The organism is Enterobacter cloacae complex sp. IR5412, assembly GCF_049237385.1.
GTDB classification, from domain to species: domain Bacteria; phylum Pseudomonadota; class Gammaproteobacteria; order Enterobacterales; family Enterobacteriaceae; genus Enterobacter; species Enterobacter intestinihominis.
This window is the reverse complement of sequence record NZ_JBMKHQ010000026.1, coordinates 6,608-8,957: the sequence shown is the minus strand read 5'-3', so window position 1 is coordinate 8,957 and position 2,350 is coordinate 6,608. Positions and strand designations below refer to the sequence as shown.

Below are 2,350 nucleotides of genomic sequence, written 5' to 3'. Positions count from 1 at the left end.
GCCCGCGTAAGCGGGGCGAGACGGGAACCGGCTCGATGCGCAGCACAGCAGAGCGGCCCCGAAGGGGTAACGCCCTGTGTGGCATCAGGATTTAGCACAATGTCAGAACATAAACTGGAGAGATCACCGGCAAGCAGCTGCAAAGGGGCGGCACAGCCGCCCCGATGGCTGTTACTTGTCTTTGTCGCGTAGCACTTTGATTAGGCCGGTTACGGCCGTAATCAGAGCGGCCAGCGAGGTGATGATTTGCGGTAGGTTTTCGAGGATGGTAGAGGTCATATAGCACCTGTAGAGAAGTTGGCGGGGTGTCGTTTCCGACGGCCGCACTGTAACCGGGCGAATAAGGCAGGTTGTCAACAGCTTGAGCGAAGCGTCTGTTGACAACCTGCCGCGCCCGGTTTCACTGCGGTCATAGGCGGAACGACCCACGCCAACGGAACGGCTTTATGACCGGGCAGCTGAGATACCGGCGAACCTGGCTGGCGGCTGACGCCAGCCGCCAAGCGCCAGCGCGGAGGGCGAAGCCCGGAGGCCAAGCGGAGCGCGGAGGCCGAAGGCCGGAGGCGTTAGCGGCCGCTGCCCGCGTAAGCGGGGCGAGACGGGAACCGGCTCGATGCGCAGCACAGCAGAGCGGCCCCGAAGGGGTAACGCCCGGAGTCTGCCGCTGTTTATCTCTCGTTCCATCTGAAATCGGCGGTAAGGCCATTAAAAGGGTCAGTTTATCAGGGGGGCGTTAGCCCCCCATGTTGTTAATCATCAGGCAATATCGTCTTTGTAGCAGGCATAACCGAAGCTAAGCTCTGTTTTCATATAGTGGCGGGCAAAGTCCCAGGCATCGTGGCCGAAGTCCTCATAATCTGCCAGGACGATTTCGCGGGCTTTGTGCCATTGCTGTACGGAAGAAAGCGGCAGAACAGGGCAGGGAAGCGACCAGTCAGTGACGGTGTTGCAGATCATATCTGCCAGACGCTCCAGGGAGCCGTAAACCAGCTCTGTGCGCAGATCCGCCACCATGCGTTGTTTACGCAGTGATGCCAGATAATCAATCTCTTTGGTTATATCAGAATTTAAGCGGGTCTGGTAATCCATGATGTACTCCTTTGCGCGCCGATACCGGCAATTTTGCGGGCGACGGTGTTGCCTCCCGATGATTTAATTATCGGTGATTATGTCCTCAAAGTCAATATAAGTACTGAATGTGCATACAAAATTTTATATCTTGCAAAGCGTTCATAGAGTGCCTGAATCGCTTTCTGACAGCCTCAATAAAAAAGGCGGGGATTACCCGCCTTTTTTCTTACAGCTGCTTACGTGGCTTTTTACGCGTCATATACAACGGTATCGCGCAGTCTACCGCGTACAAAAAGCACGCCAGCGCGCCGCAACCGTACAGAAACGCAAGCGGCTTATTATCGAAGTAGCTGAAAACCCCTGTCGCCGCACACAGGCCCAGAACAGAGACGCAGGCGCAGGTGATCTGCACCAGATCCCTGTATCCCGCACGAACGATAAACCAGGGCAGGGCAAGCGCAGCGGCGCTAAAAATTAATGCGAGAGGGACAAAAACGAGATAGTGATACATGTGAACTCCTTGATGGTTGCCGATACCGGCGATTGTTCGGGCGGCGGTATTGCCACCCGATGATTTAATTAGAGGTTTTGCGCGTCCAGGAGATTGACCTGAGCCGGGGTAACGTGAAACTTTTCCCCTTTATGGATCACGTTATGCGGGGCGCTAATTTCATCACTGATAAAGCTAACCGGGTAACGTTTTTTACCGCAAATCCGCTCGCTAAACCACGCCACTTTTGCCGCTGGCCGATCCACTGGATGAACAATCACACCGGCCATGCTGCAACCCGTTGCGGGTTCGTCCAGCGTAATGCTTACCGGGACTGTATCCCGGTAAAAAAACTTAACCGGCGGCACACCTGCCTGCGTAGCGGCTGCGACAACTGCAAGCCCGATAACCGCTATCCGATTAATAAGCATTTTATTCCCCTTACTCATGCTGATATCACCTTGCCAGCTGTTACCAGTTTACGAAATTCGCTTTCATGAATTTCACGCCCATGCTCAAGCGTTGAATACACGTTGCCGATAAGCCAGTTACCAGCCGTTTTTGTCTCGGTATACCACCATGCTTCTGTCAGAGTAAGCAGCGGTTCGCTATCCTCGCCCTTCTCATAGATCCAGATTTTAGTGACGTCTTTACCCGTTTCGTTGCTGCCCTGAATGGTAGGGTCAAAGGTATGTTCAATCTCTATATCGAAGTAACGCTGAAGGAAGTTAGTAAAGTGCATGACGACTCCTGTAAGCGCCGATACCGGCAATTTTTCGGGTGGCGGTG

The 2,350-nt window shown here is 54.0% G+C and carries 4 protein-coding genes; all 4 read right to left on the bottom strand.

Going from position 1 to position 2,350, the window contains the following annotated elements:
- Positions 1-756 precede the first annotated feature (756 nt).
- Positions 757-1,089, bottom strand: a complete 333-nt coding sequence (locus tag ACOTX2_RS24400; RefSeq protein ID WP_012561126.1) for a hypothetical protein — start codon at positions 1,087-1,089, stop codon at positions 757-759.
- A gap of 208 nt (positions 1,090-1,297) precedes the next feature.
- Entirely contained in the window at positions 1,298-1,582 is a 285-nt protein-coding gene (ccgC, locus tag ACOTX2_RS24395) for a protein CcgC (RefSeq protein WP_001750002.1), read from the bottom strand.
- A 68-nt stretch (positions 1,583-1,650) separates the two neighbouring features.
- Entirely contained in the window at positions 1,651-1,992 is a 342-nt protein-coding gene (locus tag ACOTX2_RS24390; protein ID WP_015344948.1) for a hypothetical protein, read from the bottom strand.
- 14 nt (positions 1,993-2,006) lie between these two features.
- Positions 2,007-2,303 carry a protein CcgD gene (gene ccgD, locus ACOTX2_RS24385; protein ID WP_000545925.1) on the bottom strand — a complete coding sequence of 99 codons (297 nt, stop codon included), beginning with the start codon at positions 2,301-2,303 and terminating at the stop codon, positions 2,007-2,009.
- Positions 2,304-2,350 lie beyond the last annotated feature (47 nt).